Source organism: Sphingosinithalassobacter sp. CS137, assembly GCF_014334115.1.
Lineage (GTDB): Bacteria > Pseudomonadota > Alphaproteobacteria > Sphingomonadales > Sphingomonadaceae > Sphingomonas.
The window spans coordinates 3,127,407-3,152,692 of sequence record NZ_CP060494.1; the positions used below are offsets into that span (position 1 = coordinate 3,127,407).

Consider the following 25,286-nt stretch of genomic DNA (forward strand, 5'->3'; position numbering starts at 1 on the left):
GGCGGCTGCCGCTCAGCTGTGCGGCACGGCCCCCGCGCGGTGGAGCAGCCAGGCCGACCAGGCCGAGGCGAGGCACAGCGCGAAGATCACCCACATCGCGCCGAGCACGCTCAGCCCCAGCTGAGTCGCGCCGTAGATGCCGACCGAACCCGCCACCATCGCGCCCGAACTGACGATGTTGTTCGCCGCCACCGTGCGTGACGTCTGTGATTTTTCGACCGTGGTGGTGAGGAAGGCATAGAGCGGCACGACGAACATGCCGCCGGTGATCGCGATCATCCCCAGATCGAGCAGGATGCGCCAGGTGCTGGGCAGCGCGAGGAACGCGCCGGTGTTGAGCAGCGGCCCGGCGCGCTCAGGCCAGCCGCTGGCGGCGAAGTAGAAATCGGCGACGAACCCTGCCATCACCAGCACCGAGACGGTGCCGTAGCGCGCCGAAACCTCGCCCCTGAGCAGCCGGTTGATGATCACCGATCCGATCGCGATGCCGACCGAGAAGATGGCGAGGAACACGCTCGCCACATCCTTTTGCGCGTGGAAGACGTTCTTCACCAGCGGCGGAAACAGCACGCCGAGGATCGCGGCGATGCTCCAGAAGATGCTCATCGCCACGATCGCGAGCGCGACGCGCCGGATCCGCATCACGGCGCCGACCAGCCGGATCGAGGCGCGGACGATGTTGTAATCGACCTTCAATGTCGTCAGCGGCGGCGCGGGCGGGATCTTGAGCGACGCCAGCCAGCCCGCGATGGCGATCAGCAGCACGGCGACCGCGGCAACATGCGCGCTCAGCAGCCCGCCGGCGATTGTGCCGCCCAGGATCGCGATATAGGTGCCCGCTTCCACCAGCCCGGTGCCGCCGAGCACTTCCTCGTCCGCCAGATGCTGCGGCAGCACCGAATATTTGATCGGCCCGAAGAAGGCCGAATGGACTCCCATGCCGAACAGCGCGAGCAGCATCAGCTCGATATGCGCGGTGAAGATGCCGATCGCGCCCACGGCCATGATGCCGATCTCGGCGGCCTTGATGATCCGCATGATCCGCGCCTTGTCATATCCGTCGGCGAACTGGCCGGCGAGCGCGGAGAACAGGAAATAGGGCAGGATGAAGATGCCCGTCGCGATCGCGCTGAACCGGGTCTCCGCCTCGATCGAATTGTAGATCTGATAGGTGGCGAAGAAGACGAGCGCGTTCTTGAACAGATTGTCGTTGAACGCGCCCAACGACTGAGCGACGAACAAGGGCAGAAACCGCCGCTTCGTGAGCAGCCCGACGAACTGGATCATGCGGAGAAGCGGTCCTTCGTCCCACCGGCAGGAAACCGGCCCATAGCCGAGCCCGGCGCGGCGCTTCAATCGGTTAATCGCCTCGCCCCTTCCCGTGGCGCGGCACGGAGTGGTAGGACAGGCGCATGTGGAGCCTGCCCAACATCCTCACCCTTTCGCGAATCGTGCTGCTGCCGCTGCTCATCTGGCTGCTGTGGTGGCCGGAATGGCAGGGCGGGTTCGCGGCCGCCTTCGCCCTCTATGTGCTGCTGGCGGTCACCGACTATGTCGACGGGGTGCTCGCCCGCGCGCGCGGCGTCGCCTCGAAGCTCGGCGCGTTCCTCGATCCGATCGCCGACAAGATCATGGTGGCTGGCGTGCTGCTGATGCTGGTTGCGCACGACTTCATCTTCGGCGTCCACGTGATCGCCGCGATCCTGATCCTCATGCGCGAGATCCTGGTGTCGGGGCTGCGCGAGTTCCTGGGCGGACTGCCCCAGTCGGTCGCGCTGCCGGTGTCGAAGCTCGCCAAGTGGAAGACGATGGTGCAGATGGTGGCGCTCGGCGCGCTGATCCTGGCGGGCGCGCTGCCCGACGTGCCGGCGGTGCTCACGCTGGGGCTGGCGGCGCTGTGGGGCGCGGCGCTGCTGACGACGATCACCGGCTGGGACTATCTGCGGGTCGGCCTGCGCCATATGGACACCTGATGCCGGTCACGATCCTCTACTTCGCCTGGGTGCGCGAGGCGGTGGGGGCCGGCGAGGAGCAGGTCGAGGTGCCGGAGGCGGTGCGGACCGTCGCTGAGCTGATCGACTGGCTGGCGGCGCGAAGCGATGGCCATGCGCAGGCGCTGAGAGAGCCGGCACGGCTGCGCGCCGCGCTGGACCAGCGGTTCGTGCCGCTCGACACGCCGCTGGGCGATGCGCGCGAAGTGGCGCTCTTTCCGCCGGTGACGGGCGGATGATCCGAGTTTCGGTCCAGCCCGCGCCGATCGAACTCGCGGTCGAAGTGGCGGCGCTCGAGGAGCGCGGGGCCGGCGGCGTCGCGACCTTCACCGGCGTGGTGCGCGGCGACGACGGAGTCACCGAACTGTTGCTCGAACATTATCCGGGCATGACCGAGGCGGCGCTGGTCGCGCTGGCCGAGCAGGCGACGCAGCGCTGGGGCCTGCTCGGCGTCACACTCGTCCACCGCATCGGCGCGATGGCGCCGGACGACCGGATCGTCTTCGTCGGCACCGCCGCGGCGCATCGCCGCGAAGCACTTGAGGCGTGCGCCTATCTGATCGACCGGCTCAAGACCGACGCCCCCTTCTGGAAGCGCGAGCGCCGCGGCGGCGACACGCGCTGGGTGGAGGCGCGGACAAGCGACGCGGAGGCCGCCGAACGATGGCGGTGACCGCGGCGGTGGGGCGGCCCACCCGTGCTGCCGCGAACGGCGTGCAGGACGAGCGCCTCGCGCGGCCGGTGTGACGCCACATTGACTGGGTCAGCGGCGCTCGCTTGCCCCCAGCACCTCCGCGAGCAGCCGGAAATCGCGCTCTCTGGGGCTCGCCTTGCGCCATACCAGCGCGATCTTGCGGGCGGGGTTGTCGGCTTCCAGCGGCCGGGCAGTGACTCGCGTGTTGTCGAGGATGCCGGCATCGACCGCCATCTGCGGCAGCATGGTGACGCCCAGGCCATTGTCGACCATCTGCACCATCGTGTGCAGCGAGGTGCCGAGCATCGTCGCCTCGGCGCGCAGCTCGGGCCGGTTGCATGCGGCGAGCGCGTGATCCTTGAGGCAGTGGCCGTCCTCGAGTAGCAGCAGCCGCCCCTCGGCGATCTGCGACGGATCGATCGCCGAGGGGGTCGGCGGCAGGATCTCGCCCTCGGGAAAGGCGACGTAGAGCCGATCCTCGAACAGCAGCTGCGTTTCCACTTCGCCACAGGCATAGGGCAGCGCCAGAAGCACGCAATCGGTGCGCCCCTGGTGCAGGCTCTCGCAGGCATGGTGGCTGGTTTCCTCGCGCAGGAACAGCTTGAGGTCCGGATAGTCGGTGCGCAGCCGGGGCAGGATCCGCGGCAGCAGGAACGGCGCGATGGTGGGGATCACGCTCATCCGCATCTCGCCCGATAGCGGGTGGCCCGCAGCGCGGGCGAGATCGCCCAGCTCGTCGGCCTCGCGCAGTACCTTACGCGCCTTGGCGACGATCTGTTCGCCCAGCGGCGTGAAGCGGACGACGCGGCGGGTGCGCTCGACCAGCGTGACGCCGATCAGCGTCTCGAGCTCGCGAATTCCCGCCGACAGAGTCGATTGGGTGACGAAACACGCCTCCGCCGCCCGGCCGAAATGGCCGGAATCGTGCAGCGCCACCAGATATTGGAGCTGCTTGAGCGTCGGAAGATAGGTCGCGGCCAGTGATCGTCTCCGTCGATTACCGGGGATCACATAGGGGGTTTTCGCGCATGAGGAAGGGGTGGGGCCTTCGGCCGGAGCCTTTCTGGGGGGCGGGGCCTTTCGGTCGGCGCCTTGGGCGGGTGGGCCCCCTTCTAGACGGAACCTCCGCCGTGCTCGATCTCCTCCTCAGGGGAACGGGTGGGGGCGCAGGTTTTCCGATCCGTTGGAGTGCGCGTTCGGAGGCCGCGGGTCGCAGGGCCCGAGGGGCGGCCGCCTGCCCGAGGAGAGGGGAGGGGAGGCAGGCGGCCTTGGGGTCAGGCTGCTTCGAGTTGCTGGGCTTCCTCGGGCAGCCGGATCAGATAGTCGAACGCCGAGAGCGCCGCGGTGGATCCCGCGCCCATCGCGATCACGATCTGCTTGTACGGCACGGTGGTGGCGTCGCCGGCGGCGAAGATGCCGGGCTGGCTCGTCTCGCCGCGATGATCGATCTCGATCTCGCCATGCGGCGTCAGCGCCACCGCGCCCTTCAGCCACTCGGTGTTCGGCACCAGCCCGATCTGGACGAAGATGCCTTCCAGCTCGACCTGGTGCAGGCTGCCGTCATTGCGGTCCTTGTAGGTGAGGCCGGTCACCTTGTCGCCGTCGCCCAGCACTTCGGTGGTCAGCGCCGACGTGATGATCTTGACGTTGGGCAGGCTGGCGAGCTTGCGCTGGAGCACTGCGTCGGCGCGCAGATCGCTGGCATATTCGATCAGCGTGACGTGCGCGACGATGCCGGCCAGGTCGATCGCCGCCTCGACGCCCGAATTGCCGCCGCCGATCACCGCGACTCGCTTGCCCTTGTAGAAGGGGCCGTCGCAATGCGGGCAATAGGCCACGCCCTTGTTCTTGTACGCGTCCTCTCCGGGAACGTTCATCTGGCGCCAGCGTGCTCCGGTCGACAGGATCAGCGTGCGCGCCTTCAGCGAGGCGCCGTTCTTCAGCTTCACTTCGTGTAGCCCGCCCTCCGCGCGCGCGGGGACCAGCGCCTCGGCGGTCTGCAGGTTCATCACGTCGACGTCATATTCCTTGACGTGCTGCTCGAGATGCGCGGCGAGCTTGGGCCCTTCGGTGTGCGGGACCGAAATGAAATTCTCGATCGCCATGGTGTCGAGCACCTGGCCGCCGAACCGCTCGGCGACCACGCCGGTGCGGATGCCCTTGCGCGCGGCATAGATCGCCGCTGACGCGCCGGCGGGACCGCCGCCGACGACGAGCACGTCGAACGCGTCCTTCGCCGCGATCTTCTCGGCGGCTTTGGCTTCGGCGCCGGTGTCGAGCTTCGCGACGATCTGTTCGACGTCCATGCGGCCCTGGGCGAAGGGTTCGCCGTTCAGGAAGATCTGCGGCACCGACATCACCTTGCGGCGGTCGACCTCTTCCTTGAACAGCGCGCCGTCGATCGCGGTGTGGGTGATGCGCGGGTTGAGCACTGCCATCAGGTTCAGCGCCTGCACCACATCGGGGCAGTTCTGGCACGACAGCGAGAAATAGGTTTCGAAGGCATAGTCGCCGTCGAGTGCCTGCACCGCTTCGATCACATCCTGCGATGCCTTGGGCGGATGCCCGCCGACCTGGAGCAGCGCCAGCACCAGCGAGGTGAATTCATGCCCCATCGGCAGCCCGGCGAAGCGGACCGCGACCTCGTGCGCGCCAGCGCGGCGGATCAGGAAGCTGGGGGTGCGTTCGTCGGCGCCCTCGACGACCTCGATCAGGTCGGAAAGCGCGGCGATCTCGTTCAGGAGGTCGCGCATCTCGCGGCTCTTCGCGCCGTCGTCCAGGCTGGCGACGAGCTCGATCGGCTGCTTCAGATTGCCGAGATAGGTCTTGAGCTGCTGCGTCAGATTGGCGTCGAGCATTGCGGAACTCCTGTTCTTCTATTCTGTCGGGAAAGCCCGGCCCCGGGCGAGGTGCCCGGAGCCGGTTTTCGGTCGCGTCGGCGCGACTTAGATCTTGCCGACGAGGTCGAGCGAGGGAGCGAGCGTCTCTTCGCCCTCTTCCCACTTGGCGGGGCAGACTTCGCCCGGATGCGCGGCGATATACTGCGCGGCCTTCACCTTGCGGAGCAGCTCGGCGGCGTTGCGACCGACGCCTTCGCTGGTGATCTCGACCAGCTGGATCACGCCCTCGGGATCGACGACGAAGGTGCCGCGATCGGCCAGTCCCTGGCCTTCGCGCAGCACGTCGAAGTTCGTGCTGATGCTGTGGTTTTGGTCACCCAGCATGTAGAAGTCGATCTTGCCGATCGCGGGCGAGGTGTCGTGCCACGCCTTGTGGCTGAAGTGGGTGTCGGTCGACACCGAATAGACTTCGACGCCCATGTCCTGGAGCTTGGGATAGATGCCGGCGAGATCTTCCAGCTCGGTCGGGCACACGAAGGTGAAGTCGGCGGGATAGAAGAAAAAGACCGCCCACTTGCCCTTCACGTCCTCGTCGGTGACGGTGACGAACTTGCCCTGCTTATAGGCCTGGGTCGTGAACGGTTTGATCGTGCTGCCGATAAGCGCCATATTGGTTCCTCCGATGGGCGATTGGTGCGGTGCAGCATATATCTGCTGCGCCGCCGTTCCTGTAATGAGTAGCCTCACTCGATGTGATCGGCGAAACCGATCACTCGCCCTCCAATTATCGAAGGTGTCGAACGAAATTCAAGGGCGCGAGGTCGCTTGGTGCAGTGCAAAAACTGCAACCATATCGGTGTGCCGGTGCAACTGTACGGCGCACCTGCGGTGAGCCGGGGCGGGCTTCAGGCGAGCGCGCGATAGAGGCTGTAGAGGCTGGTAAGCGTCAGCACGATCCCGACCAGCATCAGCAATGCCCGCGTCGGCACACGCTTGGCGAAATAGCCGCCGAAGGGCGCTGCCAGCACGCCGCCGATCAGCAGGCCGAGCACCGGGTGGAGGAACTCGTGGCTCAGCCCCTCGATGCCGATCTGCACCAGGAAGGCGGCGGAGATGGTGATGGTGAGGAAGAATTCCACCGTGTTCACCGTCCCGATCGTGGTGCGCGGAAGCGCACCCTGGACCAGCAGGTTCGACGTGACGACCGGCCCCCAGCCGCCGCCGCCCGCCGCGTCGAGGAAGCCGCCGGCGAGCCCGAGCGGCTCGACGATGCGGGGATCGCGCGGCGGCGGCGGAAAGCGCAGCGCGCGGAACAGCAGATAGACGCCGATCAGCGCCAGATAGCCCATCACGAACGGCCGCGTCACCGAGGCCTCGAGCGACGTGAGCACATAGGCGCCCAGCACGCCGCCGATCATGCCGGGGATCAACAGCCGCAGGAACAGGCGCCAGTTGACGTTGCGATGGAGCGCGTGGCTGATGCCCGAAACGCCGGTGGTGAAGCTTTCGACGATGTGGACGCCGGCCGAGGCTGTCGCCGGGGGAACGCCGAGCACGCTCACCAGCAAGGTGCTGGAGATCACGCCGAATGCCATGCCGAGCGCGCCGTCCACCATCTGCGCCGCGAAGCCCACGGCGAGATAGGGGAGGAGGGCGCTCAAATCCAATCCGTCGAGCATTCGGGCCTTTCGCGAGCTATGCTGCATCCACGGGATGGCGCGCGGCCGCAGGGGCGGCAAGACAGTTCGTGTTTAGCCCTGCCAAGCCGCGACACCGGGCCTTCTGGCAATCGCGCAGCGGCTTCCCTAGATTGGAGCGCAGAACGAAGAGGGGGCCAGGCCCATGTTCCAGCGTCTCAAAACCTATCTCGATTCGATCAAGGCGCGCGATCCCGCGCCGAGATCGCGGCTGGAGATCCTCACCTATCCGGGGGTGTGGGCGCTCTTCTACCATCGCATCGCGCATCGCTTCTATCGCAACGGCTGGTTCCTGGCGGCGCGCTTCGTCAACCACTGGTCGCGCTGGATGACGGCGATCGACATTCACCCCGGGGCGACGATCGGGCGCAATTTCTTCATCGATCACGGCTTCACCGTGATCGGCGAGACCGCGCACATCGGCGACAATGTGACCATCTATCAGAACGTCACGCTGGGCGGCACCAGCCCGGACAACGGCGTCGCCGGCAAGCGGCATCCCACGGTGCAGGACGGCGCGATCATCGGGTCGGGCGCGCAGGTGCTGGGGCCGATCACGCTGGGTCCGCGCGCGCGGGTGGGCGCCAATGCGGTCGTCACCAAGGACGTGACCGAGGGCGCGGTGGTGGTCGGCATTCCGGCGCGGCCCACACTGGTCGAAGCGGAGACCTGGCAGCGCGATTTCGTGCCCTATGGCACGTCGTGCAGCGAGATGTTCGATCCGGCGACGCAGAAGCTCGAGATCATGCGCTGCGAGATCGAAACGCTGCGCAAGCGGCTCGACGAATTGCTCGCCGAGCGCGAGGAGCACCGCGACCGCGCCTGATGGGTACTGTAACGCCGCTTCCGCTTCGCCATCCCGCGCAGGTCGGGTTCGACCGCGCCGAGCTTGCCCGGATCCTCGATCTCTACGGCCGAATGGTCGCGGCGGGGCACTGGAAGGATTATGCGATCGACTTGGGGCGCGACGCGGCGGTTTTCTCGGCGTTCCGCCGGACCGCCGAGAACCCCGAATTCCGGGTCGAGAAGCGGCCCGCGCTGCGCAGCCGCCAGGGAATGTGGGCGCTCGTCAACGAAGCCGGGCTGGTGCTGAAACGGGGCCACGAACTGGGCCCCGTTCTCGCGCCGGTCGAGCGCCGGCTGATGAAGCTGGTCGCGGAGTAGCACTCGCCTCCCGCGAAGGAAGGCGAGTGCTCCCCCTCCGGTCAGGCGTATTCGGGCCGGTGGACCGGCGGCAGCCGCGCGTCGAGCCCGCCGAGCAGACTCACCACGCCGCGCCGCATCGGCTGCCAGAAGGCGGACAGCGTCAGCAGCGCCGATCCGATCACCAGCGCGGTGAGCGCCGCACTCAGTTCGACTGCGCCCGACTGGTTGAACAGCGTGTACATCGCGTAGAGCACATAGATCAGCGACGAGACGAGCAGCGCGCGCCGATCGACCGCCAGCGCCACGAAGGCGAAGGCGACGTAGAGCGCCACCACCAGCAGCGCCATGCCGACCGGGATCGCGCCGTCGAACACGCCGAGCATGTGGAACACCGGATGCGCGATCAGCGGCGCGGCGGCGAGGTGCAGCCAGAAGGCGACGTCCGAACGGCGGGTCCGCCGCTCGAGATCAGACATGTCCCAGCGCATCGCGAGCAGGAACACGAGCACGCCCGCAACCAGCAGCAGCGGGTTCAGCCAGCGATCTGCGCCGGGCACGAAGCCCAGGATCAGCGCGACCACCACCGCGACCAGCGCGGCGGCGCCGGCGGCGACGGTGATCGGCACCACGAACCGCTTCCAGTGCAGCCAGGCGGCGATGCTGGTCAGCAGCGCGACGATCGCAGCGATCGACGCGGCGAGCTGGCGTTCCTCCACTTCGCCCGAAACGTCGAGCGCGACCTTGAGATTCTCGCCGTTCATCACGCCGATGCCGCTCAGCCCGATGAAGGTGCCGCCGACGAAGGCGAGCAGCAGCAGGATGCTGGGGAGCGCCATGCGGCGCTTGCGGGTGAAATATTCGGCGAGCAGCCAGGCAAGCGCCGCAACGGCGAGGCCGCCGCCGGTGAAGGCGAGGCCGACCTGTTGCGGCGTATCCCCGCCGGCGCCGGGCAGCGTTCCCATCAGCGCGCCGATCCGCGCCGCCGCGACCAGCATCAGCGTCGCCGCGATCGCGACGAAGATGTCGTTGAAGCCGGAAAGCAGCCGGAAATGTTCTTCATCGACCGCCGGCGCCGAGCGGCCGGCGGCGACATGGTCGCGGAACGCTGCGGCGGCCTCGGGGGAGAGCACTCCCGCCTCGACCGCCTGGGCGATGTCGCTTTCGCTGTACATGGCATTCCTCCCTGTTGCCGGGGGAGGATAGCATTACTGTATTGCATCGGCAATACAGTTGCGGTCAACCCTGCAGCTTGCCCATGATGAGCATCGACTGTTCGGTGCCCGAATTGGGGACGATCTCGCCCGAACGGTCGGTGATCTGCGCCCAGTGCGCCGCCACGCCCTCGGGAGACAGTTCCTCGCCGGTGAGGCGGACGCCGGGCGTCAGCGTGACGTAAGAAGCCTGGAACACGCCCGCTCCGGCGCCCACGATGGCATTCGAGGGGGCATCCTCCGACACGAGATACAGTGCGGCGGGGGCGACATTCTCCGGTGCGAACAGCTTGAACGCTTCTTCGGGCAGGATGTCTTCGGTCATGCGCGTGCCGGCGACCGGCGCCAGCGTGTTGACGCGGATGTTGTACTTGGCGCCTTCGAGATAGAGCGTCTTGGTGAGGCCCGCGAGGCCGAGCTTGGCCGCGCCGTAATTGGCCTGACCGAAGTTTCCGAACAGGCCGGTCGAGGATGCGGTCATCAGAATGCGGCCATAGGCCTGCTCGCGCATCGTCTCCCACACCGCCTTGGTGACGTTGGCCGATCCGTTGAGATGCACGTCGACGACGAAGCGGAAATCCTCCGGCTCCATCTTGGCGAAGCTCTTGTCGCGCAGCACGCCGGCGTTGTTGATCAGGATGTGAACGCCGCCCCAGGCTTCCTTGGCCTTGGCGACCATTTCGACCATCTGGTCATATTCGGTCACGCTGCCGCCGTTCGACATCGCCTCGCCGCCGACGGCCTTGATCTCTTCGACGACCTGGAGCGCGGCGTCCGAATGGCCGGTGCCGTCGCGCGCGCCGCCCAGATCATTGACCACTACTTTGGCGCCACGCTTCGCCAGCTCGAGCGCATAGGCACGGCCGAGCCCGCCTCCTGCGCCGGTGACGATGGCGACTTTGTCGTCGAAGCGGATGGTCATTGCAGGGCGCTCCTCATGCTGGATTCGAGTCGCGCCTTGCTACCGTTTCGTGTGAGATGCGCAATGCGCGTCCCGCGGAGCCGGGCTCCGCGGGACGCAGGCAGCCTCAGCGCTGCATGCAGTTGTCATATTGGTTGGGGCCGCAGGGCGGATAGCTCGCCAGCGGCTGCGGCGGCGGAAACGCCTGATCGGGCGTCATCGTGGAAGGGCGGAATATGACCCGCGTCTGCGGCGTGACCGGCCCGCTGTAGAGCGGCGTCGTCGGCATGTAGCCCGCCATGTTCTCCGCGTCGAGCGGCTGGGGCGCAGTGTTGCTCCCCGGCTGCTGTTTCGGCACATCCTGGTTCATGGGCGCGGTCTGGGCGGCAGCGGGAGCCGCCAGCGCGAACGCTGCTGCAAGAGCAATCAGCTTCATTGACCTTCTCCTGTTGGTTTCGACGATGAGCGATATGCTCCCCTGGCCAACGCGGAAGGCGGCGAAAGTCTCCAAGCCCGGTGCGACGCTCGTTCAGCTGCCCGAATCGAGCGCGTAGCCGGCGGAGCGCACGGTCCGGATGATATCCGGCTTGTCGCCCGCGTTGATCGCCTTGCGCAGCCGCCGGATGTGGACGTCGACAGTGCGGCTCTCGATGTCGCTGTCATGGCCCCAGACCGCGTCGAGCAGCCGCTCGCGCGAGAAGACCCAGCCGGGATGCTCGAGAAAATGCTTGAGCAGGCGGAACTCGGTGGGGCCGAGCGGCACGACCTCGCCGCCGCGGCGCACCTTGTGGCCCACCGTGTCCATTTCGATGTCCGCATAGGTGAGCTGCTCCCCGGCGAGCGCGGGGCGCACGCGCCGCAGCACCGCGCCGACCCGCGCGACCAGCTCGCGCGGGCTGAACGGCTTGGTCACATAATCGTCGGCGCCGGTTTCCAGCCCGCGCACGCGATCCTCTTCCTCGCCGCGCGCGGTGAGCATGATGATCGGCACGTTCGCCGTCTCGGGCATGCGGCGCAGGCGGCGGCACACTTCGATGCCCGACAGCCCTTCGACCATCCAGTCGAGCAGGACGATGTCGGGCGTGGCCTCCTTGGCGAGCAGCAGCGCTTCCTCGCCGTCCGGGGTATGCTTGACCTCGAAGTCCTCGCGCTTGAAATGGTAAATGAGGAGTTCGGCCAGCGCCGCATCGTCCTCGACCAGCAGCATCTTCACGCGCGCCATTTCCCGTCCCCGATAGCTCAGTCGGTCAGCGGACTATCGCCGCGCTCGCGCTCGCCCATATGGCTCCCGGTCGCAGCATAATAGACCATCTCGGCAACATTGGTCGCCTGATCGCCGATCCGCTCGAGATTCTTGGCGACGAACAGCAGATGCGCCGCCTGTGTGATGCTCTTGGGGTTTTCCATCATGAACGTGACGAGCGCCCGGAAGATCGAATTGTAGAAATCGTCGACCGCCTTGTCGCGTTCGCAGATCTCCACCGCGACCGCCGAATCGCGCGCGGCGAAGGCATCGAGCACGTCGTGCAGCATGTCGCTGGCCATGCCCGCCATCGCGGGCAGCACCGACAGCGGCTCGATCTCGCCGTGATCCTCGATGATCGCCACGCGCCGCGCGATGTTCTTGGCATGGTCGCCGACCCGCTCCAGCACGCCCGCGATCTTGAGCGCGGCGACCACTTCGCGCAGGTCGTCGGCGAGGGGAGCACGCAGCGCAATGAGGCGGATCGCCAGCCGCTCGATCTCGTTCTCGAGCGCGTCGATCTTCTTGTCGCCCGCGGCGACGCTGGCGGCGCCTTCGAGGTCGTGCCGCCGCAGCGCCTCGATCGCGCCGGTGATCGCCTGTTCGGCGAGGCCGCCCATCTGGGCGACGAGGCCGCGAAGCTCGCTCAGCTCGTCGTCGAAAGCCTTCACGGTATGTTCGGTCATGGTACGCATTACGTTTCCTTAGCCGTAACGTCCGGTGATGTAATCAGTCGTCCGTTCTTCCTTGGGATTGGTGAAGATATCGGATGTCACACCGTATTCGACCAGATGCCCGAGGTGAAAGAAGGCGGTGCGCTGCGAAACGCGTGCCGCCTGCTGCATGTTGTGGGTCACGATCACGATGGCATAGCGGCCGCGCAGCTCGCCGATCAGTTCTTCGATCTTTGCCGTGGCGATCGGATCGAGTGCCGAGCAGGGTTCGTCCATCAGGATCACTTCGGGATCGACCGCGATCGCGCGCGCGATGCACAGTCGCTGCTGCTGACCGCCCGACAGCGCGGTGCCGCTGTCGGAAAGCCGGTCCTTCACTTCCTCCCAAAGGCCGGCGCGGCGCAGCGAGCGCTCGACGATCTCGTCCATGTCGCGCTTCGACGCCGCAAGCCCGTGGATGCGCGGGCCATAGGCGACATTCTCGTAGATCGACTTGGGGAAGGGGTTCGGCTTCTGGAACACCATGCCGACCCGCGCGCGCAGCTGCACCACGTCCATCTCGGGCGAATAGATATCCTCGCCGTCGAGCGTGATGAGCCCCTCGACCCGCGCGATCGGAATCGTGTCGTTCATCCGGTTGAGCGTGCGCAGGAAGGTCGACTTGCCGCATCCCGACGGACCGATGAAGGCAGTCACATTCTCCATGTCGATGTCGATCGACACGCCCTTGATCGCTTCGTTGCTGCCGTAGAAAACGTGCACGTCCCGCGTCGAAAGCTTGGTCTCGCCGGGCGAGGTGGCCTCGGCGCGCGCGGTTTCGATGGCCTCTCGGCTCACGTCCATATTGGTCATCTCAATCACCAGCGGGTTTCGAATCGGTTGCGAAGATAGATGGCGAGGCTGTTCATCGCGAGCAGGAAGGCCAGCAGCACGATGATCGCGGCAGACGTCTTTTCGACAAAGCCGCGGCTCACTTCGTCCGACCAGAGGAAGATCTGGACGGGCAGTACCGTCGCCGGATCGGTCAGCGTGTCCGGCGGATTGACGATGAAGGCGCGCATCCCGATCAGCAGCAGCGGCGCCGTCTCGCCGAGCGCGCGGGCCATGCCGATGATCGTGCCGGTGAGGATGCCCGGCAGCGCGAGCGGCAGCACGTGATGGAACACCACCTGCACTCGGCTTGCGCCGATGCCCAGCGCCGCGTCGCGGATCGACGGAGGCACCGCCTTGATCGCATTTCGGCTGGCGATGACGATCACCGGCATGATCATCAGTGCGAGCGTTAGCCCGCCGACCAGCGCCGCCGAACGCGGCAGCAGCGGCCCGACCTGGGTGCCGAACAGGTTCCAGGTGCCGAGAAACACCGCGAGGCCGAGCAGGCCGAAGATGATCGACGGCACCGCGGCCAGATTGTTGATCGACACTTCGATGAGGTCGGTCCACCGGTTCCGCGGCGCATATTCCTCGAGGTAGATCGCCGAGAGCACGCCGACGGGGAAGGCGATCAGGAACGTCACCAGCATCGTCAGCAGCGATCCCTTGAGCGCGCCCCAGATGCCGACCTGCGTGGGATCGGTCGAATCCGATTCGGTCAGGAAGCCCCAGTTGAAGCCGCGGTTCAGCGCGCCCGCCGCCTCCAGCCGCTCGACCGCGGCCAGCGCCTCGGGCGTTCCCTGGCCGCTCACGGCCAGGTCGATGTCGGTCGAGGCGGGAACATCGATCACCGGCCGGCCGTCGAGGATCGAGGGATCGTCCTTCACTGCCTGGCGGACATGGGTCCAGGCGCTCTGTGCGATATAGCTCTCGCCTTCTTCGCCGAACGCCGCCACTGCTGCCGCGCGCGTGACGTTCTCGAGCCCGGCGCCCGCCAGCGCCAGATCGGCGCCGGGCGCGTCGAGCGCGGCTCGATCGACTTCGAAGCCGGCGCCGGCGAAATCGATCGGCAACGCGATCTCGGTCCGGGTGAAGCCGCGCGCGCCCTGGGCGATCATCGTCACCAGCAGGAAGGCGAGGAAGGCGGCCGAAAGCACCACCGCCGCCAGCCCGAGCAGCCGAAAGCGCCGCTCGCGTGCATAGCGTTTGCGGATGCGCGCCTGCATCGCATCGGTGCGCCAGTCGGTCGGCTGGCGGGCCGCCGGCTCCTTGGGCGAGAGCGTCGGCGTCTCGGGGACGAGGGACTCACTCATAGGCTTCGCGATACCGTTTGACGACGCGCAGCGCGACGATGTTGAGAAGGAGCGTGACCAGGAACAGCGTAAGCCCGAGCGCGAAGGCGGCGAGCGTCTTCGGGCTGTCGAACTCCGCCTCGCCGGTCAGCAGATCGACGATCTGCTTGGTCACGGTGGTCGTGCTCTCGAACGGATTGAGCGTGATGTTGGCCGCGCCGGATGCGGCCATCACCACGATCATCGTCTCGCCGATCGCGCGGCTGACGGCGAGCAGGATGCCCGCCATCACGCCGGGCAGTGCCGCGGGCAGCAGCACGCGGCGAATCGTTTCCGATGTCGTCGCGCCCATCGCCAGGCTGCCGTCGCGCATCGCGCTGGGCACTGCGGCGATCGAATCGTCGGCCATCGACGAGACGAACGGGATGATCATCACCCCCATTACAACGCCGGCCGCCAGCGCGCTTTCCGACGAGGCATAGGTATAGCCAAGCGACACCGCGAGATCGCGCACCGCCGGCGCGACGGTGAGCGCGGCGAAATAGCCGTAGACGACCGTGGGCACGCCGGCGAGGATCTCCAGGATCGGCTTCATCCAGCGGCGCACCCGCGGTGCGGCATATTGGGTGAGATAGATCGCGCTCATCAGCCCGAACGGGATGGCGACGATCATCGCGATCACCGCGCCGATGAAGAAGGTGCCCCAGAACAGCGGAACCGCGCCCAGCGTCTCGCCCGGATCGGCGGGGTCGATCACCTGCGGACTCCACAGCGTGCCCAGCAGGAAATCGGTGATCGGTACGATCGAGAAGAAGCGCAGCGATTCCCACAGCAGCGACAGGAAGATGCCGACAGTCGTCAGGATCGCGATCAGCGAGGCGATCAGCAGCAGCAGCATCACCGAGCGCTCGACGCGCGAGCGCGCCTTGAAGCCCGCCTGAACCCGTGTGTACGCGAAGGCGCCGCCGGCGAAGGCGAGCACGATCGCCAGCGCGGTGCCGATCCAGGCATAGCGCGTCTGCGCCGCCGCCATCACCGGGGCAAGCTGCTCGGCAAGCGGGTTGAACGCACCCGCATCGGGATTGGCGGCGAGGCGCGAGGCTTCGCTCAGCACGGCGTCGCGCTCGAAGGCGAAAGCGGGAAGCTCGGCCGCGGCGGGATGCTGCATCACCGCCTCGCTCACGAGTCCGGTGCTGACGACGCTCCAGATGCCGAGGAAGATCAGCGGCGGCACGATCGTCCAGATCGCGACGTACCAGCCGTGCTGCGAGGGCAGTGAATGCAGCCGCTTCTGCCGGCCGCGATCGAAGCCGGCGGCGCGGGTGCGCGCCGTCAGCCAGCCGATCAGGCCCAGGCCGCCGATCAGGATCAGCAGGAGGTAAAAGTTCACGGCAGCGTCGACTCGAGCAAGAGTTGGATGCGTGGGCGAATGGCGGCGACCATGGTCACTGCAGTTCGGCGGGATCGAGCGGGATGCGCTGTTCGATGATCTCGGCAGAACGCTGCCGGACCTCGGCGGGGGCGGCGATCATGCCGCGGCGGACGAGCTCGCCGTCGGGGCCCCACATGGTCGAGAACAGCCGCAGATATTCCGGAAGGCCCGGAACCGCGTTCATGTGCTTGTCCTTGACGTAGAGGAACAGCGGGCGCGCGCCCGGATATTCGCGCGCGGCGATCGTGTCGTAGCTTGGCTCGACGCCGTCGATCGGCACGCCGCGCAGGCGATCCTGATTCTCCTCCAGATAGCTGTAGCCGAAGATGCCGATGGCATTGGGGTTCGCGGCGAGCTTCTGGACGATCAGATTGTCGTTCTCGCCCGAATCGATGTAGGCGGCGTCGCTGCGTACCCGGATGCAGACATTCTCCTGCTGCTCGTCCTCGAGCTGCTCGGCTTCCGAATATGCCTCCAGGCAGCCCGGCTCCATGATCAGCTCCGCCAGCGCATCGCGCGTGCCGCTGGTCGACGGCGGGCCGTAGACCGCGATCGGCACGTCGGGCAGCGAGGGGTTCACGTCGCGCCAGGTGCGCGCGGTGTTCGGCTGGCCGCGCGGATTGGCGGCCAGGGCGAGATAGACGTCCTTCTTGGTGAGCTGCATCTGCGGCCCCTGAAGCGACTCGGCGAGCGCCACGCCGTCCATGCCGATCTGCACTTCCATGATATTGCCGACGGCGTTGGCCTGGCAGCGGGCATATTCGCTCGCCTTGATGCGGCGCGAGGCGTTCGCGATGTCGGGGAAATCCGGCCCGATGCCGTCGCAGAAGCGATCGATGCCGCCGCCGGTGCCGATCGATTCGATGACCGGCGCGGACCGGCTGGGGTCCTGATTGACATACGCCTCGGCGACGGCAGTCGTGAACGGATAGACCGTGGACGAGCCGACTGCCTTGATCTGGTCGCGCACGCCGCCGCTGTCGCCGCACGCCGACAGCGCCACCGCCGCCGTTGCGATAATAGCCAGCCTGCCGAGCATCACTGTCTCCTGGAATTGGGAAGCAAGGTGGAGCGCCGCATGGGGATGGCACTCGTTCGCGCCCGCCTCTGTTGCAGCACGGTTACGTCTTCATGACACCCCATGCGGAGGCAGTAGCACAGATACGGTCGTTCCCTTGCCCGTCTCGCTGCTAATGTCCATTCGGCCGCGGTGGCGCTCGACGATGTGCTTGACGATCGAAAGGCCCAATCCGGTGCCGCCCATGGCGCGACTCCGGCCCGAATCGACTCGGTAGAAGCGCTCGGTGAGCCGCGGGATATGCTCGAGCGCGATTCCCTCGCCTTCGTCGGTGACGGTGATCGTCACCATCGACGGCGTCTCCTGGCGCAGCGTGACCGTGACGGGCGTGCCTTCCCGGCCGTATTTCATGGCATTTCCGACGATGTTGTGCAGCACCTGGCTCAGCTGCGCGCGATCCCCGCGAACCGGAGGAACGTCATGAATGACGGTGCACAGGTCGGTCGCGCGCGCGTCGGCGGTGGCGGAAAGCTCGGCGCGGACCTCCTCGATCAGCCCCGCGAGATCGACCGACTGGTCGGGCGCGCGATATTTCTCCGCTTCGATTCGCGACAGCGACATCAAGTCGTCGATCAGCCGCTGCATGCGCTTGGCTTCGTCGTGCATGATTCGCAGGAAACGGTTGCGCACCGCCGGATCGTCGCCCGCTTCCTCGCCCAACGTCTCGATATAGCCGAGCAGGGAGGCCAGCGGAGTGCGCAGCTCGTGGCTGGCATTGGCGACAAAATCGACTCGGATGCGGTCGGCGGCATAGCTGCCGGTGCGGTCGATCAGATGCACGATCCGCTGGCCGAAGCCGACATTGCGCACCCGCATCTCCCACCGCTGCTCGCGCGTGCCCAGGCCGACGAGGTGGATCGGCGCACCCGGGGTCTGGTCGTCGGGCTTCAGCAGGCGCTCGGCCGCCGCCGGGTGGCGGATCGCCAGCCGGACGTCCTGATCGAGAATATGTCGGCCGAGCAGCGCACGGGCGGCGCGGTTCGCCGAAACCACTCGATTTTCCACCACGATCAGAACGGGCTCGGCGATCGCCTCGATCACTTCGGTCATCGGCGGCGCTGGAAGCGCTTCGGCAGGAGGCGGCGCCGCCCGCGCGGTCCGGTTTTCCGATTCGGGTGTTCCCAGCGCCACGAGCGCGGCCACAACCGCGCACACCAGCACGATCATGCTGGCCTCGACATTGGCCGTGACGACAAAGCTCATCAGCGCCGCGAGCCCGGCGATCGCCAGTGCCGTCAGTCCACGCAATCCTCGGGGGGTCACCATCGCGTCTCCTCTAGCCGAAGTTTTCGCGGTCGCGGTAGGCGCTTCGATGCTTTACCTTTGCGAAAGACCGATCGGGCACAAGGACAGCGATGGCGGACGAAGCACCTCCCGAACCGCAAGGCACCACACGCCGCCGCGCGCTGATGCTGGGCGCCGCGGGGGCGACGGCGATCGTCTCGATTCGCCCGGCACTCGCGCAGACCAGCGCCTCGGTGATGAACTGCGAGATTCCCGTCCCCGATCCGGGCCGCGCGGGCAATTATATCGCGCCCGACGGATCGCTGGTGCCGCCGGGCACGCCGGGCGCGTTTCCGCCCACCGGCATGTCGTTCAAGGGCGAGGACGTGAAGCGGGCGCTGTCGGGCGGCACGCTGCCGGGCACCACCTATGAGCAGAGCCGCGCCTATACCAACTACATCCGCCGGCTTCAGTCGGGCACCAGCGGCTTCACTTGCTTCGCTTCGCTGCAGATGCCGCGCGGCTGAGGCGCCTGGGCTTTCCGCATTGCTCGGTTGAAGTGAAGGGCAGTGCCTCATCCGGCTCGGCACGAAGGGGGAAGGAGCCGTGACCGCCATTCGCTATCGCGCTGCCGATGCCGCGACGCTGCGGATCGTGCCGCTCGACGCGCTGACTTTGGTGTTCCACCGCGCTTCCGGCATCACGCATGTCGTCGACTCGCCTGTTCCCGAGATCCTCGAGGCGCTGGGAGAGGAGGTGCTGACCGCGCCCGATCTTCTGGGTCGTCTGACCGCCCGCTACGAGCTGAGCGACGCCGATCCGGTCGCGCTGGCGGTGCGGCTGGACGAACTGGCTGCGGCCGGGCTGGTGGAGCGGCTGTGAGGCACGCGGCATCGCTTCGAATCGGCCCGATCGGCTTTCGGATCGGCAGCGATTGGCGCGGTCCGGTCGCCGCCGTGCGCGCGCTCTATTCCGACTATCCGCAGCCCGACGACGATATCCCCGATTTCAACGTCCATCTTTTCGCGGCGCGGCCGTGGCGGCGGGTGCTGCGCCCGTCGGTCCAGATCGGCGGCGACTTCGTCATTCCCGATGCCGCCCCGCTGCCGCTGGCGCAGGGGCTGCTCGCCGCCGAGATGGGGATGAACCTCCAGATGGCGCTCGGCCAGCGGCGCTATCTGCTGCTCCATGCGGCCACTGCCGAGCGCGAGGGGCGGGCGATCCTGATGACCGGCATCTCGGGCGCGGGTAAATCGACGCTGGCGGCGCTGCTGATGGCGCGCGGCTGGCGGCTGATGGGTGACGAGTTCGCGCTCGTCGATCCGGCGACCGGCCGTGTCCACGCCTTTCCCCGGCTGGTCAGCCTGAAGAACGAAGGCATTGCCGTGGCCGAGGCGGCGCTGCCGCAGGCGCGCTTCGGTCCGCGGCTGGAGGGTACGCCCAAAGGCGCGATCCGCCATCTCGTGCCCGATGCGCGCGCGATCGCCGCAATGGCCGAGCCGGCCGATCCCGCGCTGATCCTGTTCCCGCGCTTCGGCTTCGAGGTGGCCGAGCGGCCGGTGCTGCCGAGCGAGACCTTCGTTCGGCTGACTCAGGCGTCGACCAACTATACCGCGCTCGGCGAACGCGGGTTCGAATCGCTCACTCGGCTGGTGCGCGACGTGCCCGCGCGGGCGATCGACTATCCCGACGCGCAGACCGCGCTCGCCCACATCGAGCGCATCTGGAGCGTCTTGTGAGGCACGACGGCCGCCTCCTCGCCGCCGCGCTGCGCGATCCCGGCTCGACCGCCGCGCTCGATTTCGCCGGCTGGACCGCATTGCTTGCCATCGCGCGCGCCGAGCAGCTGCTCGGCACGCTCGCGCATCGGCTCGAAGGATTGCCGATTCCCGAGGCGGTTCGCCGCATCCTTGCCGACGCGCGCGCTTCGGCCGAGCAGGGGCGCGTCGTCGCGCTGTGGGAAGCGGAGATGGCGCGTCGCGCGCTGGCGCCGAGCGGAATGCCGGTGATGCTGCTCAAGGGTACCGCCTTCGTCGCGGCGGGCCTTTCGGCAGGGCGCGGGCGCCAGATCGGCGACCTCGACATATTGGTGCCGCGCGACCGGATCGACGAAGCCGAAACCGCGCTGATCGCGGCGGGATGGGAATGGGTGAAGCCCGATCCCTATGATGACGCCTATTACCGGCGCTGGATGCACGAGTTGCCGCCGCTGATTCATCGCGAGCGTGACCGGATGATCGACGTGCATCACACGATCCTGCCGCTCACTGCGCGGATCACGCCCGATGCCGCCGCGATGCTGGCCGATGCGCGCCCGCTGGCGAACGGACTGCGCATCCCTTCGCCCGAGGATCTGCTGTGCCACGCCGCCGCGCATCTCTTCGCCGACGGCGATCTGGCGGGTGGCATGCGCAATCTGTGGGACATCCACTGCCTGCTCGACGAGTTCGACGGCTCGGGCTTTGCCGAGCGGCTGGAAGCGCGCGCCAGGCTGCATGGGCTGGAGGCGGAGATGGCCCGCGCGCTGCGGCTGCGGGCGGCCCTCTATACCGGCGAGCGGTCGAGGCTGGTCGGGGCGGATCGTCTCTATCTGCGCCGGTTGACTGCGCGCGATGGATGGGGACGCCAGATCCGGAAGGCCACTCGCCTCGGCTTCTACATCCGGTCGCACTGGCTGCGGATGCCGCCGCATCTGCTGGCGCGGCATCTCTGGACCAAGTTCAGGAAGGGCCATTCGCCAGGCTGAGCAGCGTCGGGACCAGCTCGTCGAAGTGATCGATCACTGCGTCCGCGCGCAGATCCTCGACCGGGCCGAGCAGAAAGCCGAAGCTGACTGCGATCGCCGGAACGCCTGCGTTCCGCGCCGCGCCCATGTCGTAGATCGAATCGCCCACGAACGCCGCGCGGCCGCCGCCGCAGCGGCGGATCATCTCGTCGATCGGAGCGCGATGCGGCTTGGCGAAGCCCTTGCCCATCGTGTCGCCGCCGATCAGGCAGGCGAAGCGCTCGCGCAGGCCGAGCGCGCCGAGCAGCTTTTCGGCGAAGCCTTCGAACTTGTTGGTGACGACGGCGGTGGTCACGCCCAGCGCGTCGAGCCGGTCGAGTGCGTCGATCATGCCCGGAAAGGGCCGAGTGCCGTCGGCGATATGCTCCTCATAATGGCCGAGCAGCAGCTTGTAGAGGCGGCGGAACTCGTCGTCCGGGCATCCGCCGGTCGCATCGAGCGCCTGGCGCAGCATGTTCTTCGCGCCGCCGCCCACCATCGGCACCACGTCGGCGGACGTCAGCAGCGGGCGCTCCGCCGCGGCGAGCGCATGGTTCACGGCGGCGGTCAGGTCGGCGCTGGTGTCCAGCAGGGTTCCGTCCAGATCGAAGCCGACGATGTCGAAGGGGAAGGATGCCATGGCGGCGCTGGTGCCAGCATCGCTATGGAATTGGCAAGGAGATCATGGCAGGGGCAGGGCTTCAGGAGGCTTGCATGACCACGCCGGTAGCCGCCGTGATCCTTGCCGCGGGCAAGGGGACGCGGATGAAATCCGATCTCCACAAGGTGCTCCATCCGATCGCCGGACGGCCGATGCTGCTGCATCTCGTCGCCAGCGTGGGCGCGCTGGCACCCGAGCGGACGATCGTCGTCGTCGGCGCCGGGCGCGAGCAGGTCGAGGCGGCGGTACACCCGCATGGCGCCGAGACGGTGCACCAGGCCGAACAGCTCGGCACCGGCCATGCCGTCGCGCAGGCGGAAGCACCGCTCGCCGGTTTCGCGGGCGACGTCCTGATCCTCTATGGCGATGTGCCGCTGGTGACGCCCGCCACGATGCGGCGGATGCTCGATCGGCTGCACGGCGACGATGCGCCCGCCGCCGTCGTGCTCGGCTTTCGCCCCGCGGATCCGGGCGCCTATGGCCGCGTGATCGCCGATCCCGACGGGCGGATCGCGAAGATGGTCGAGTTCAAGGACGCGACCGCGCAGGAGCGCGCGGAGACGCTCTGCAACTCGGGACTGATGGCGGTTCGTTCCGCAGACCTGTTTGCACTGCTTAAGCGGGTAGGCAACGACAACGCCGCCGGCGAGTATTATCTGCCCGATATCGTCCTGCTCGCCGCTGCCGACGGCCGCCACAGCGCTGTGATCGAAACCGACGCGCGGGAAGTGGCGGGTGTGAACAGCCGCGGCGAGCTGGCGGCGCTCGAATCCGAATGGCAGTCGGCCCGCCGCGCGCGCGCGATGGCCGAGGGCGCCACCTTGACTGCGCCCGAAACCGTGTGGTTCGCGCACGATACGGCGATCGGCCGCGACGTGACGATCGGGCCCAATGTGGTGTTCGGACCCGGCGTGGCGATCGCCGACGGTGCGACGATCCACGCCTTCTGCCACATCGAAGGCGCGACGATCGGGTCGGGCGCATCGGTCGGCCCCTTCGCGCGGCTGCGCCCCGGCACGCAGCTGGGCGAGGGCGCGCGGATCGGCAATTTCGTCGAGACGAAGAAAGCGGTTCTCGGCAAGGGTGCGAAGGCGAACCACCTCACCTATCTGGGCGATGCGGCGATCGGCGCCGGCGCCAACATCGGCGCCGGGACGATCACCTGCAACTATGACGGGTTCGGCAAATACGGCACGGAGATAGGGGCGGGGGCCTTCGTCGGATCGAACACTGCGCTTGTCGCCCCCGTCTCGGTGGGCGCGGGCGCGATGATCGGTGCCGGGTCGGTGATCACCGCGAATGTCGAAGCCGATGCGCTGGCCGTGGCGCGCGGCACGCAGGAGGCGCGGCCCGGCTGGGCCCGACGCTTCCGCGAGCGCATGGCCGCACGGAAAGGAAGCACATGACCGATCGTTACGAAGGCAAGCCGTTCCTCAAGCTCCTCGACAGCTACGTCCTCGATGCGATCGACGCGCTCGACACCACCGCCGAGGCGGCGCTGACCGCGATCGAGCCGCAGCTGCGCGACAGCTATGGCGTGCAGGGAAGCTGGCGCGAGATCGTGGTGCGCGAGATGCAGTTTCCCGAAGGGATGCAGGGTGCGATCCGCGAAGTCTGGGAGAAGGGCCGGGTGCGGTTCGTCCAGACGGTCGGCAAGGAGCCCGATCCGGTCGAATTCGCCCGCACCTTCGTCGACACCAATTTCCCCCGCTGACCGAAAAGGAACGCCAAGCGCATGTGCGGTATTGTCGGTATTCTGGGCGCGGAAGACGTCGCCGGTCGCTTGTTCGACGGGCTGAAACGGCTCGAATATCGCGGCTATGACTCGGCCGGAATCGCGACGCTGCACGACGGCGCGATCCTGCGCCGCCGCGCCGAGGGCAAGCTGGCGAAGCTGGGCGCGCGGCTGGCGGAGGATCCGCTGCCCGGCACGATCGGCATCGCGCACACTCGCTGGGCGACGCACGGCGCGCCGACCGAGGACAATGCGCACCCGCACATCGTCGGCGACGTCACGATCGTTCACAACGGCATCATAGAGAATTTCAAACCGCTGCGCGACGAACTCATCGCCGACGGGCGCACGTTCAACAGCCAGACCGACACCGAAGTGGTCGCGCATCTGGTGGACCGTGAACTCAAGGCGGGCAAGTCGCCGCAGGACGCTGTCGCCGCGGTGCTGCCGCGCCTGCACGGCGCGTTCGCCATTGCCTTTCTGTTCGCGAACCAGCCCGATCTGCTGATCGCCGCGCGGCAGGGCGCGCCGCTGACCGTCGGCTATGGCGAGGGCGAGAATTACCTCGGTTCGGACGCGCATGCGCTGGCGGGGCTGACCCAGCGCATCGCCTATCTCGACGAAGGCGACTGGGCGGTGCTGACGCGCACCGACATCGAGGTGTATGACCGCGACAATCGCCCGGTCACGCGCGCGATCGTGCCGTCGGGCGTGTCCCCGGCGATGATCGACAAGGGCAATCACCGCCACTTCATGCTGAAGGAAATCTTCGAGCAGCCGGTGGTGGTGGCGCAGACGCTCGCGTCGTACGTCCGGCCCGTCGAGCAGCGCGTGGCGCTGCCCGACATGGCGTTCGATCTGGCGGGCACCGAGCGCGTGGCGATCGTCGCCTGCGGCACCGCCAGCTATGTCGGGATGATCGGCAAATACTGGATCGAGCGGTTCGCGCGGCTCCCGGTCGAAATCGATGTCGCGTCCGAGTTCCGCTATCGCGATCCGGTGCTGCTGCCGAACACGCTCGGCGTCGTCGTCAGCCAGTCGGGCGAGACCGCCGACACGCTGGCGGCGCTGCGCCACATGAAGGCGAACGGCGTGACCACCGCCGGCATCATCAACGTGCCGACCAGCTCGATGGCGCGTGAGGTCGATCTGCTGCTGTCGACGCATGCCGGGCCGGAAATCGGCGTCGCCTCGACCAAGGCGTTCACCTGCCAGCTCGCGGTCATGGCCGCGCTCGCGGTCAATCTCGCTCGGGCCAGGGGGCTGTTGTCGGAAGGCGAAGAGCGCGAGATCGTCCGCCATCTGCTCGAGGCGCCCGCCGCGATCAACGCCGCGCTCCAGCACGATGCCGAGATCGAGGCGATGGCGCATACCATCGCCGGTGCCCGCGACGTGCTGTATCTGGGCCGCGGTCCGGAATATCCGATGGCGCTCGAAGGCGCGCTGAAGCTCAAGGAAATCAGCTACATCCATGCCGAGGGCTATGCCTCGGGCGAGATGAAGCACGGGCCGATCGCGTTGATCGACGATTCCGTGCCGCTGATCGTGCTGGCGCCGTCGGGGCCGCTGTTCGACAAGACCGTCTCGAACATGCAGGAGGCGCAGGCGCGCGGCGCGCAGGTGGTGCTCATCAGCGATGCCGAGGGGCTCGCCCAGGCCGGCGAGGACGCGATGGCGACGATCGAAATGCCCAAGGTGCATCCGCTGATCGCGCCGCTGGTCTATGCGGTGCCGGTCCAGCTGCTCGCCTATCATGTCGCGGTCGCCAAGGGCACTGACGTCGACCAGCCGCGCAACCTAGCCAAATCCGTCACCGTCGAATAGCGCGGG

General features: G+C 67.5%; 28 protein-coding genes. 12 read left to right on the plus strand and 16 right to left on the minus strand.

The features are described from left to right. Positions 1-12: 12 nt before the first annotated feature. Entirely contained in the window at positions 13-1,287 is a 1,275-nt protein-coding gene (locus H7V21_RS15385; RefSeq protein ID WP_188054574.1) for an MFS transporter, read from the minus strand. Between the two features lie 125 nt (positions 1,288-1,412). Here H7V21_RS15385 and pgsA point away from each other — a divergent pair, with 125 nt between their 5' ends. Genes pgsA through H7V21_RS15400 form a run of 3 tightly spaced genes read left to right on the plus strand, consistent with a single transcriptional unit; the run spans position 1,413 to position 2,664 of the window. Continuing rightward, entirely contained in the window at positions 1,413-1,973 is a 561-nt protein-coding gene (pgsA, locus tag H7V21_RS15390) for a CDP-diacylglycerol--glycerol-3-phosphate 3-phosphatidyltransferase (RefSeq protein ID WP_188054575.1), read from the plus strand. Continuing rightward, positions 1,973-2,230 (plus strand): molybdopterin converting factor subunit 1, encoded by a 258-nt coding sequence (gene moaD / locus H7V21_RS15395; protein WP_188054576.1) that lies wholly within the window; start codon positions 1,973-1,975, stop codon positions 2,228-2,230. The genes pgsA and moaD overlap by 1 nt, the downstream gene beginning before the upstream one ends. After that, entirely contained in the window at positions 2,227-2,664 is a 438-nt protein-coding gene (locus H7V21_RS15400; RefSeq protein ID WP_188054577.1) for a molybdenum cofactor biosynthesis protein MoaE, read from the plus strand. Before moaD ends, H7V21_RS15400 begins: the two co-directional genes overlap by 4 nt. 90 nt (positions 2,665-2,754) lie before the next feature. Here H7V21_RS15400 and H7V21_RS15405 read toward each other — a convergent pair whose 3' ends face one another. The 4 genes from H7V21_RS15405 to H7V21_RS15420 all read right to left on the minus strand — a co-directional run bounded on the left by H7V21_RS15405 (position 2,755) and on the right by H7V21_RS15420 (position 7,204). Next, on the minus strand, positions 2,755-3,666 hold the full coding sequence (locus tag H7V21_RS15405; protein WP_188056593.1) for a hydrogen peroxide-inducible genes activator: 912 nt from the start codon (positions 3,664-3,666) through the stop codon (positions 2,755-2,757). Positions 3,667-3,959: 293 nt separating this feature from the next. Beyond that, complete coding sequence (ahpF, locus tag H7V21_RS15410) at positions 3,960-5,543, minus strand: alkyl hydroperoxide reductase subunit F (protein ID WP_188054578.1); 1,584 nt, start codon at positions 5,541-5,543, stop codon at positions 3,960-3,962. Positions 5,544-5,630: 87 nt separating this feature from the next. After that, a complete protein-coding gene (gene ahpC / locus H7V21_RS15415) occupies positions 5,631-6,194 on the minus strand; it encodes an alkyl hydroperoxide reductase subunit C (RefSeq protein WP_188054579.1) in 564 nt (187 codons plus the stop codon). 236 nt (positions 6,195-6,430) lie between these two features. Beyond that, positions 6,431-7,204: a sulfite exporter TauE/SafE family protein gene (locus H7V21_RS15420; RefSeq protein WP_188054580.1), complete on the minus strand. Its 774-nt coding sequence runs from the start codon at positions 7,202-7,204 to the stop codon at positions 6,431-6,433. 163 nt (positions 7,205-7,367) lie between these two features. On the opposite strand from H7V21_RS15420, the gene epsC reads away from it, so the two are divergent. Continuing rightward, the gene (gene epsC / locus H7V21_RS15425) at positions 7,368-8,048 is read left to right on the plus strand and encodes a serine O-acetyltransferase EpsC (protein ID WP_188054581.1); all 681 of its coding nucleotides are present in this window, start codon (positions 7,368-7,370) and stop codon (positions 8,046-8,048) included. Next, positions 8,048-8,386 carry a DUF2794 domain-containing protein gene (locus H7V21_RS15430; protein WP_188054582.1) on the plus strand — a complete coding sequence of 113 codons (339 nt, stop codon included), beginning with the start codon at positions 8,048-8,050 and terminating at the stop codon, positions 8,384-8,386. The genes epsC and H7V21_RS15430 overlap by 1 nt, the downstream gene beginning before the upstream one ends. Positions 8,387-8,427: 41 nt before the next feature. Here the strand turns inward: H7V21_RS15430 and H7V21_RS15435 are convergent, their stop codons facing one another. The 10 genes from H7V21_RS15435 to H7V21_RS15480 form a co-directional block, all read right to left on the minus strand. After that, positions 8,428-9,540, minus strand: a complete 1,113-nt coding sequence (locus H7V21_RS15435; protein WP_188054583.1) for a hypothetical protein — start codon at positions 9,538-9,540, stop codon at positions 8,428-8,430. A 64-nt stretch (positions 9,541-9,604) separates the two neighbouring features. Continuing rightward, entirely contained in the window at positions 9,605-10,501 is an 897-nt protein-coding gene (locus H7V21_RS15440) for an SDR family NAD(P)-dependent oxidoreductase (protein WP_188054584.1), read from the minus strand. Between the two features lie 106 nt (positions 10,502-10,607). Then, complete coding sequence (locus tag H7V21_RS15445) at positions 10,608-10,916, minus strand: hypothetical protein (protein WP_188054585.1); 309 nt, start codon at positions 10,914-10,916, stop codon at positions 10,608-10,610. Between the two features lie 93 nt (positions 10,917-11,009). Beyond that, positions 11,010-11,702 carry a phosphate regulon transcriptional regulator PhoB gene (gene phoB, locus H7V21_RS15450; RefSeq protein ID WP_188054586.1) on the minus strand — a complete coding sequence of 231 codons (693 nt, stop codon included), beginning with the start codon at positions 11,700-11,702 and terminating at the stop codon, positions 11,010-11,012. Between the two features lie 17 nt (positions 11,703-11,719). Continuing rightward, the gene (phoU, locus tag H7V21_RS15455; RefSeq protein WP_262503915.1) at positions 11,720-12,418 is read right to left on the minus strand and encodes a phosphate signaling complex protein PhoU; all 699 of its coding nucleotides are present in this window, start codon (positions 12,416-12,418) and stop codon (positions 11,720-11,722) included. A 9-nt stretch (positions 12,419-12,427) separates the two neighbouring features. Continuing rightward, the gene (gene pstB / locus H7V21_RS15460) at positions 12,428-13,249 is read right to left on the minus strand and encodes a phosphate ABC transporter ATP-binding protein PstB (RefSeq protein WP_223177088.1); all 822 of its coding nucleotides are present in this window, start codon (positions 13,247-13,249) and stop codon (positions 12,428-12,430) included. Between the two features lie 5 nt (positions 13,250-13,254). Further along, complete coding sequence (gene pstA / locus H7V21_RS15465) at positions 13,255-14,583, minus strand: phosphate ABC transporter permease PstA (protein ID WP_188054587.1); 1,329 nt, start codon at positions 14,581-14,583, stop codon at positions 13,255-13,257. Further along, positions 14,576-15,952, minus strand: coding sequence for a phosphate ABC transporter permease subunit PstC (gene pstC, locus H7V21_RS15470; RefSeq protein WP_188054588.1), 1,377 nt, complete (start codon positions 15,950-15,952; stop codon positions 14,576-14,578). Before pstC ends, pstA begins: the two co-directional genes overlap by 8 nt. A 55-nt stretch (positions 15,953-16,007) precedes the next feature. Beyond that, positions 16,008-17,033, minus strand: a complete 1,026-nt coding sequence (locus tag H7V21_RS15475; RefSeq protein ID WP_188054589.1) for a substrate-binding domain-containing protein — start codon at positions 17,031-17,033, stop codon at positions 16,008-16,010. Positions 17,034-17,123: 90 nt separating this feature from the next. Continuing rightward, positions 17,124-18,338 (minus strand): ATP-binding protein, encoded by a 1,215-nt coding sequence (locus H7V21_RS15480; protein ID WP_188054590.1) that lies wholly within the window; start codon positions 18,336-18,338, stop codon positions 17,124-17,126. An 89-nt stretch (positions 18,339-18,427) separates the two neighbouring features. Between H7V21_RS15480 and H7V21_RS15485 the strand changes: the two genes are divergently transcribed. The 4 genes from H7V21_RS15485 (at position 18,428) to H7V21_RS15500 (ending at position 21,042) form a co-directional block, all read left to right on the plus strand. After that, positions 18,428-18,823, plus strand: a complete 396-nt coding sequence (locus H7V21_RS15485; protein WP_188054591.1) for a hypothetical protein — start codon at positions 18,428-18,430, stop codon at positions 18,821-18,823. A 79-nt stretch (positions 18,824-18,902) separates the two neighbouring features. Further along, on the plus strand, positions 18,903-19,178 hold the full coding sequence (locus tag H7V21_RS15490) for an HPr-rel-A system PqqD family peptide chaperone (protein ID WP_316715469.1): 276 nt from the start codon (positions 18,903-18,905) through the stop codon (positions 19,176-19,178). Beyond that, positions 19,175-20,035, plus strand: coding sequence for an HprK-related kinase A (locus H7V21_RS15495; protein WP_188054592.1), 861 nt, complete (start codon positions 19,175-19,177; stop codon positions 20,033-20,035). The genes H7V21_RS15490 and H7V21_RS15495 overlap by 4 nt, the downstream gene beginning before the upstream one ends. Then, the gene (locus tag H7V21_RS15500; protein ID WP_188054593.1) at positions 20,032-21,042 is read left to right on the plus strand and encodes a nucleotidyltransferase family protein; all 1,011 of its coding nucleotides are present in this window, start codon (positions 20,032-20,034) and stop codon (positions 21,040-21,042) included. The genes H7V21_RS15495 and H7V21_RS15500 overlap by 4 nt, the downstream gene beginning before the upstream one ends. Here the strand turns inward: H7V21_RS15500 and H7V21_RS15505 are convergent. Beyond that, on the minus strand, positions 21,017-21,700 hold the full coding sequence (locus tag H7V21_RS15505; RefSeq protein ID WP_188054594.1) for an HAD-IA family hydrolase: 684 nt from the start codon (positions 21,698-21,700) through the stop codon (positions 21,017-21,019). The genes H7V21_RS15500 and H7V21_RS15505 overlap by 26 nt on opposite strands. 74 nt (positions 21,701-21,774) lie before the next feature. Here H7V21_RS15505 and glmU point away from each other — a divergent pair, with 74 nt between their 5' ends. Genes glmU through glmS form a run of 3 tightly spaced genes read left to right on the plus strand, consistent with a single transcriptional unit; the run spans position 21,775 to position 25,280 of the window. Next, positions 21,775-23,127 (plus strand): bifunctional UDP-N-acetylglucosamine diphosphorylase/glucosamine-1-phosphate N-acetyltransferase GlmU, encoded by a 1,353-nt coding sequence (gene glmU, locus H7V21_RS15510; RefSeq protein WP_188054595.1) that lies wholly within the window; start codon positions 21,775-21,777, stop codon positions 23,125-23,127. Then, positions 23,124-23,435, plus strand: a complete 312-nt coding sequence (locus H7V21_RS15515) for a hypothetical protein (protein ID WP_188054596.1) — start codon at positions 23,124-23,126, stop codon at positions 23,433-23,435. Before glmU ends, H7V21_RS15515 begins: the two co-directional genes overlap by 4 nt. 21 nt (positions 23,436-23,456) lie before the next feature. Continuing rightward, positions 23,457-25,280 carry a glutamine--fructose-6-phosphate transaminase (isomerizing) gene (gene glmS, locus H7V21_RS15520; protein WP_188054597.1) on the plus strand — a complete coding sequence of 608 codons (1,824 nt, stop codon included), beginning with the start codon at positions 23,457-23,459 and terminating at the stop codon, positions 25,278-25,280. Positions 25,281-25,286 lie beyond the last annotated feature (6 nt).

Bases quoted from the DNA above. Each gene is read 5' to 3' on its own strand.
- H7V21_RS15385 (WP_188054574.1), bottom strand. From the start codon at position 1,287: ATGATCCAGTTCGTCGGGCTGCTCACGAAGCGGCGGTTTCTGCCCTTG.
- pgsA (WP_188054575.1), top strand. From the start codon at position 1,413: ATGTGGAGCCTGCCCAACATCCTCACCCTTTCGCGAATCGTGCTGCTG.
- moaD (WP_188054576.1), top strand. From the start codon at position 1,973: ATGCCGGTCACGATCCTCTACTTCGCCTGGGTGCGCGAGGCGGTGGGG.
- H7V21_RS15400 (WP_188054577.1), top strand. From the start codon at position 2,227: ATGATCCGAGTTTCGGTCCAGCCCGCGCCGATCGAACTCGCGGTCGAA.
- ahpF (WP_188054578.1), bottom strand. From the start codon at position 5,543: ATGCTCGACGCCAATCTGACGCAGCAGCTCAAGACCTATCTCGGCAAT.
- ahpC (WP_188054579.1), bottom strand. From the start codon at position 6,194: ATGGCGCTTATCGGCAGCACGATCAAACCGTTCACGACCCAGGCCTAT.
- H7V21_RS15420 (WP_188054580.1), bottom strand. From the start codon at position 7,204: ATGCTCGACGGATTGGATTTGAGCGCCCTCCTCCCCTATCTCGCCGTG.
- epsC (WP_188054581.1), top strand. From the start codon at position 7,368: ATGTTCCAGCGTCTCAAAACCTATCTCGATTCGATCAAGGCGCGCGAT.
- H7V21_RS15430 (WP_188054582.1), top strand. From the start codon at position 8,048: ATGGGTACTGTAACGCCGCTTCCGCTTCGCCATCCCGCGCAGGTCGGG.
- H7V21_RS15435 (WP_188054583.1), bottom strand. From the start codon at position 9,540: ATGTACAGCGAAAGCGACATCGCCCAGGCGGTCGAGGCGGGAGTGCTC.
- H7V21_RS15440 (WP_188054584.1), bottom strand. From the start codon at position 10,501: ATGACCATCCGCTTCGACGACAAAGTCGCCATCGTCACCGGCGCAGGA.
- H7V21_RS15445 (WP_188054585.1), bottom strand. From the start codon at position 10,916: ATGAAGCTGATTGCTCTTGCAGCAGCGTTCGCGCTGGCGGCTCCCGCT.
- phoB (WP_188054586.1), bottom strand. From the start codon at position 11,702: ATGGCGCGCGTGAAGATGCTGCTGGTCGAGGACGATGCGGCGCTGGCC.
- phoU (WP_262503915.1), bottom strand. From the start codon at position 12,418: ATGCGTACCATGACCGAACATACCGTGAAGGCTTTCGACGACGAGCTG.
- pstB (WP_223177088.1), bottom strand. From the start codon at position 13,249: ATGACCAATATGGACGTGAGCCGAGAGGCCATCGAAACCGCGCGCGCC.
- pstA (WP_188054587.1), bottom strand. From the start codon at position 14,583: ATGAGTGAGTCCCTCGTCCCCGAGACGCCGACGCTCTCGCCCAAGGAG.
- H7V21_RS15475 (WP_188054589.1), bottom strand. From the start codon at position 17,033: ATGCTCGGCAGGCTGGCTATTATCGCAACGGCGGCGGTGGCGCTGTCG.
- H7V21_RS15480 (WP_188054590.1), bottom strand. From the start codon at position 18,338: ATGGTGACCCCCCGAGGATTGCGTGGACTGACGGCACTGGCGATCGCC.
- H7V21_RS15485 (WP_188054591.1), top strand. From the start codon at position 18,428: ATGGCGGACGAAGCACCTCCCGAACCGCAAGGCACCACACGCCGCCGC.
- H7V21_RS15505 (WP_188054594.1), bottom strand. From the start codon at position 21,700: ATGGCATCCTTCCCCTTCGACATCGTCGGCTTCGATCTGGACGGAACC.
- glmU (WP_188054595.1), top strand. From the start codon at position 21,775: ATGACCACGCCGGTAGCCGCCGTGATCCTTGCCGCGGGCAAGGGGACG.
- H7V21_RS15515 (WP_188054596.1), top strand. From the start codon at position 23,124: ATGACCGATCGTTACGAAGGCAAGCCGTTCCTCAAGCTCCTCGACAGC.
- glmS (WP_188054597.1), top strand. From the start codon at position 23,457: ATGTGCGGTATTGTCGGTATTCTGGGCGCGGAAGACGTCGCCGGTCGC.